General features: G+C 54.6%; 5 protein-coding genes. 3 read left to right on the forward strand and 2 right to left on the reverse strand.

Features of this window, described 5'->3' with window-relative positions; translation table 11 throughout:
- Positions 1 to 1,449 carry an oligosaccharide flippase family protein gene (locus JAO74_RS16285; protein WP_199040573.1) on the reverse strand — a complete coding sequence of 483 codons (1,449 nt, stop codon included), beginning with the start codon at positions 1,447 to 1,449 and terminating at the stop codon, positions 1 to 3.
- A 197-nt stretch (positions 1,450 to 1,646) separates the two neighbouring features.
- Positions 1,647 to 2,945 (reverse strand): glycosyltransferase, encoded by a 1,299-nt coding sequence (locus JAO74_RS16290; protein WP_199040576.1) that lies wholly within the window; start codon positions 2,943 to 2,945, stop codon positions 1,647 to 1,649.
- A 161-nt stretch (positions 2,946 to 3,106) separates the two neighbouring features.
- On the opposite strand from JAO74_RS16290, the gene gmd reads away from it, so the two are divergent.
- The 3 genes from gmd to JAO74_RS16305 all read left to right on the forward strand — a co-directional run bounded on the left by gmd (position 3,107) and on the right by JAO74_RS16305 (position 5,488).
- Entirely contained in the window at positions 3,107 to 4,144 is a 1,038-nt protein-coding gene (gene gmd / locus JAO74_RS16295; protein WP_199040579.1) for a GDP-mannose 4,6-dehydratase, read from the forward strand.
- On the forward strand, positions 4,144 to 5,004 hold the full coding sequence (locus JAO74_RS16300) for a GDP-mannose 4,6-dehydratase (protein ID WP_199040582.1): 861 nt from the start codon (positions 4,144 to 4,146) through the stop codon (positions 5,002 to 5,004). Before gmd ends, JAO74_RS16300 begins: the two co-directional genes overlap by 1 nt.
- Positions 5,005 to 5,170: 166 nt before the next feature.
- Positions 5,171 to 5,488 (forward strand): hypothetical protein, encoded by a 318-nt coding sequence (locus JAO74_RS16305; protein WP_199040585.1) that lies wholly within the window; start codon positions 5,171 to 5,173, stop codon positions 5,486 to 5,488.
- Positions 5,489 to 6,031 lie beyond the last annotated feature (543 nt).

Genomic DNA, 6,031 nt, shown 5'->3' on the forward strand with positions numbered 1-6,031 from the left:
TCATGACAGGGTACGCGCGAAGTTCAGTTTCCGTCCAATGACCCGCATCTCGTCGCGCAACGGATGACCCATCAGGATGATGGTGCCAAACCAGAGGGTGATCCCAACGAAAACGGCACCAAACACGACAGGCAGGGGCGTAGTCGGCGACCAGTCATAGGTTATCATCGCGATCATCGCCGGCAGGACAGCAACCAAAGTCAGCAGCGCACTGTCGCGATAGACCAAAGGTATCGCGCGGGAATCAAGCTGCGCCAGACGGCGAACATGTGGATAATAAAGGACGAGACCGATCAGGGCGTCAGGGATTTTCGCAATCGCGGCCCACAGGATATTGAACAGACAGCCGACAGCGAAGATAGGGATACCCAGCAGGAACCGCGCCGCTTCAAAGCGTGCCTGCTTTCCGGTTTCACCGCGAAGCACGAACAATTCCCAGTTCATCCCGAACGCTACGCCGATCAACTGGGATACCATCATTGCGGCAAGCGGTAATGCAGCCGGCAGCCATTGCTTTCCATAAAGCAGATGGATGGCCGGACGAGAGAGAATGGCGAGACCGATCAGGAACGGCCACATGAAGGCGGTAATCATCGAAAAGCCGCGTAGGTAGGTTTCACGCCAGTTTCCGCCGTCGCGATAGTCCTTGGACAACTGCACAAATACGACACGGGTAGCCGTGCCATACAGATTGTCGAAGATGATTGCAGATAGCTGCGACGCACGCCCATAGAATCCTAGCGCAGTCACGCCAAGCAATCGCCCCACCAGTAGATCAGAGAGCTTACCGTTGAGCATGGCCACGCCGCTCACGGACATCATCTGCAATCCAAAAGTAGTGATGGGGCGCCATCCGACGAGCGATATCCGAAAGCTGATATACCTGCGACCAAGCTTCTGGGTCATCAAAGTAGATACCAGCACCGACAGCAGGGATGCGTAGGCGGCACTCATATAACTTAAACCCGCAACCGCAAAACAGATGGTTGCCGCGGTTTGCGTTGTGACGTTGGCGACCATGATCATCGACAGCGGCTTGAACAGCATCTCTCGCTGCAGCATTGCTGCGGGCCTGAAATTGACAATCGCAAAAAGATTGCTGATCGAAAGAATACGCAGGACTGAACCAGCCTCGGGGGCGCCGAGCACTGGCCCCGCGGCAAAGCTCAGTCCCATCAACAGCATCGATAGGCTGACAATCAGGATCGCATTGACAGTAAAGGCGGATTCAAGCGTAGCCTGAGGCATTTCAGGCTCACGTACTACAAAAGAAGCAATGCCGAACGTTGTGAATACCTGAATGATACCCAATGCCGCCATCGCGATGGTGTAGATACCTATCTCTCGCGGCGCCAAGAGCCGGGAGATAACGACCAGTCCAACAAATTGAACGGAAAACGCGGCAAACTGACCTGAAAAGGCCCAAGCAAGGGAGCGACGCACTGACATGCCCGGCGCTTAGCCGATGAAACATAAAAAGGGCAGTCTGTCGGTACGCGTCCGGCCTGACCCGTGTTGTCCGGAACGGCATGAGCGGTGATGTCCGCTGATGCGGGGGTCAGGCCGGACGCTTACGTCTGTCGAAGCGCCTCCCCTCGACGTTTGTCGAAACGCCGACATGTAGATATGTTTACAACTGATGGTGGTCAGGCAGGTAATACATGATCCAGCACGTTCACAAGAACACGGTCGAATGCAGCGGGGGAGCAGGTTCGGCGAACATGGGCAATGCCACCATCGCGGGCAATCCGCCAGGCCACCACATCGGTGTAAAGACGCGCACACTGCTCAGCAAAGTCGGTAGCGCCATCCCCTGTTGTGAGTTCGATATCATCGGCTGCCAACTGCTGGGCCAAGAGCGGGGTTGCGACACATGGAATGCCTTCGCCCATCGCCTCCACCACTTTCAGGGGAATTCCCGCAGCATAGCGGGTGGGGGCAACGAACAGGCGGCAACGATCATATAGTGGCTGAAGATCTTCGACCACGCCGTGCAGTATCACGCGATCGGATGTCAAAGCGATAATTTCCGGTGCTTCAACCCGACCGACAATGTGAAAACGATATTTAGTCCCAATCAAATGATCCAGTTGCGGCATCACCTCCCTCGTAAACCATTGGACGGAATCTACATTGGGAGACTGGGATGCTGCCTCAGTGAGGCGTCCGACAAACAGGATATCCTGCCGGCCAGGAAAATCCGGAGATGCAGGACGAACCGTGACAGGGTGAGGCAGCACGAACACCGGTACGTCGAGCACGGATCCGATCACATCGGCATCCCCATGCCCCACCGCCGTCACCGCCTGGACACCCCGAGCGAAAGAGAGCTCTGCGGCGAGCGCCGCCTGATACTCCGCTTCAGACCAAGCCAGTCCGAATAATGCGCGCCGACGTACTTCGCGCGGCGAGAGAACCGCTTCGGCATCGTAGATGACGGAACGAAAATCATGATCGCCGGACGGCTGTCCGAGTGCTTCGATCAACGCTTTCATTGGCGTGGGACGACTGACGAACAGCGTTTCGAAACGGTCGCCTTCACGCCATAGCAAACGGCGTAATCCCCGTGCTCCTTCACCACGATGGAAACGCACTGCACCGGCAAACGCACGATTCATTCGCAGCAGATCATCCGGGGTGGATTCCATCGGATAGAAATCCACTTTGTATCCGCCCTTGACCAACGAATGCACAATTGCACTGGCGCGTGGGTAGCCTGCTCCAAACAGCGGGTCGGGAAGCAGATTATCGATCATCAGGATGTGCCACGCATCCGTGGCGTCAGCCCGTTGTCGCGATGCCCTGTCGAACGTCAGTCGCAGCTTCAACAGAAAATCCTTGACGCCATCGACAATAACCGCGCGCAAGCGGCGAGCTGCTCCAATCAGCACGGCACGCAAATCTGCGCGGGTAGACGAGCGCTGTCCTTGATGGGTCTGGCGCAATCGGATCGTTCCTTGATTACTGTCTTCGCCTTCGCCTAGCGTAAGCCAGCGTCGGCGACCAGCGGCTCGGCACATCTGGCAATTCGGAACATGGTTCTCTAAAGCGCCTTTCATTCCGCATTTTCGGAAGCGGTCGCTTTTCAAAGTCAATAAGGGCAATCATGACGACATCCGCCATTGTTACCGGGATCAGCGGCCAGGATGGCGCCTATTTGGCTGAAAACCTGCTCAATCGAGGCTATACCGTGTACGGCACCTATCGTCGCACGAGTTCGGTCAACTTTTGGCGGATCGACGAATTGGGCATCACCAATCATCCGAACCTGAAACTGGTCGAATACGACTTGACCGACATGGGCTCGGCCATTCGCCTGATCGACACATCGGAAGCGACAGAAATCTACAATCTTGCAGCGCAAAGCTTTGTCGGAGTGTCGTTCGATCAGCCGATCACCACTGGTCAGATTACCGGACTGGGAGCGGCCTATCTTCTGGAAGCCATCCGGACGGTCAATCGCGAGATTCGCTTTTACCAAGCCTCCACATCGGAAATGTTCGGTAAAGTTCAAGCCATTCCGCAGACCGAGAATACTCCTTTCTACCCGAGGAGTCCTTATGGCGTTGCCAAGCTTTACGCTCACTGGCTTACGGTGAATTACCGTGAGAGTTTTGGCATATTTGGCACTAGCGGCATTCTATTCAACCATGAATCTCCTTTGCGCGGGCGTGAGTTCGTGACCCGCAAGATTACCGATACCGTCGCCAAGATAGCTCAAGGCAAAGCCGATATTCTCGAGCTAGGCAATCTCGATGCCAAGCGTGATTGGGGCTATGCCAAGGATTATGTTGAAGGTATGCGCCTGATGCTTCAGCATGATGTACCGGAAACCTTCGTCCTGGCGACCAACCGGACCGAAACGGTACGCACCTTCGTCGAACTCGCTTTCAAACAGGTTGGTGTCGAGATCGACTGGTCGGGCACGGAGGAGCGGGAGATTGGTGTCGATCGTAAAGACGGCCGCAGCCTCGTTCGGATCAATCCCGCCTTCTATCGACCGGCCGAAGTAGAATTGCTGATCGGCGATCCCGCCAAGGCACGAAACGATTTGGGCTGGGAACCGACGGTTCAGCTCGAGGAGCTGGCCGCCCTCATGGTGGACGCGGATATGCGCCGCAACGCCACCGGCTGGTCTTTCTGATGCAGGTAGCGCTGACGGGAGCCAGTGGCTTCACCGGCCGCTTTGTGACCGAAGCACTGAAAACCGTCGGCGTGGAATGCATTCCGATCGAAGCCGACCTCACCGATGCGGATGCTGTCGAGCAGGTGATCGCCAACACCGATTTCGACAGGGTAATCCATCTAGCGGCCCGTGCCTTCGTTGGCGTGGCCGACTGGCAGGCTTTTTATCGCGTAAACCAGATTGGCACCTTTACCCTGCTGGATGCGGTAGCACGCAAAAAACCTGGTGCCCGTGTCGTCCTGGCAAGCAGCGCGCAGGTTTACGGGCCTGGAGCGGAAGGCCTTGTCACCGAAGACGCCTTGATCAACCCCGCCAACCATTATGCCGTCAGCAAGCGGGCAATGGAGCTCGGCGCAGCATTATGGCGCGACCGGCTCGACCTTGTCATAACACGACCGTTTAACTACACTGGTAATGGCCAAGGTACGGACTATCTCATCCCAAAGCTGGTAGATCATTTCCGTCGTCGCGAGAACGTCGTGGAGTTAGGTAACACGTGGGTCAAACGTGATTTCGGCGACGTCAGGTCTGTCGCACAGGCATATGCCGGTCTGATCGTTGCCGAACAGCCACCGCAAATTGTCAACATTTGCACAGGCGTCGTGAATTCAATCGAAGATATACTTAGAATGCTTTCCCAATTGAGCCGACATACAATCGATGTACGGATAAATCCGGCGTACGTTCGTAACAACGATGTTCCATTCTTGGGCGGTAACGTGAAACGATTGCGGGATGCTCTGCCTAATTGGCAGCCGCGCACCCTGGAAGACACACTTGCCTGGATGTACAACCACGAGCACGAAAGCATCCGATAATTTCTATGCTTAACGCTGCTCATGGAGAGAAATATTTATGCTGAAGCGCGCTGTCAAAAAAGATCTTTCATTCACTTGTGTATCGTATCGATCGCGAGAACCTTCCTCTTCCAGAAAATTTGCTTTCATTTCTTGAAAATTGTGGCCTGTAACGGTCGATATTCCCATGATCCGATGCGGCGGCGATGCCGATGGAGCTCATCTTCTTCCTGACGATCTCGATGGTATTACCGCGCTTTTCTCGCCGGGAGTTGAAGCCGTTGCCACATTCGAGACGGAAATAGTGGCCCGGGGGATGATTTGCTATATGGCGGATGCTTCGGTTACTTCACCACCTTTGCATAATGCCGCTTTCCGCTTCGACGCAAAATTTCTCGGTCTGCGCGATAGCTTAGAGTATACAACTATTGACTCATGGGTAAACACTTATGAAGCAGGAAATCATGACCCCCTGCTACAGATCGATATCGAAGGTGCTGAATAGACGGTACTTTCCAATATTTCGGATGATTTACTCGCAAGATTTCGCATTATTATTCTCGAACTTCATTCAATGGGCCAGCTTTTGGATCAATATGGCAAACAGGTCATTCAGTAGTTTTTGTCACGATTACTGAAAACTCACTATATTGTCCACAATCATCCAAACAATTGGGGCCGGCAATTCAGACGTCGCGGGATCGTCATTCCCGATGTGATGGAAATAACTTTCCTTAGGAAGGATCGTGCCAGCCCGGCCGGTCATGAGCATAACTTTCCTCATGCTCTCGACATCAACAATAATCCTGAATCGCCGCCTCTGCCGCTGCCAGCGGGCTGGTATGCGCCAAAACGGGCAACCAAAACCGTTGCCGGTTGATCGGTGAGTGCTAGATCGATGCATAGTTACGCCAAAAAAACTTCCTCTTAGAGCGGTTTCTGATCAGTCTGCATCGTAGCCAGCGGCTGCGAGTAGTTCGAGCATTCCTGGGGCGAGTAGAGGTCGACGATGCGGCCGATGGCATTCCAGAGGCCGTGGATGGTCCGC

The sequence above is a fragment of the Sphingomonas mollis genome (assembly GCF_016427505.1).
Taxonomy (GTDB): Bacteria; Pseudomonadota; Alphaproteobacteria; order Sphingomonadales; family Sphingomonadaceae; genus Sphingomonas; species Sphingomonas mollis.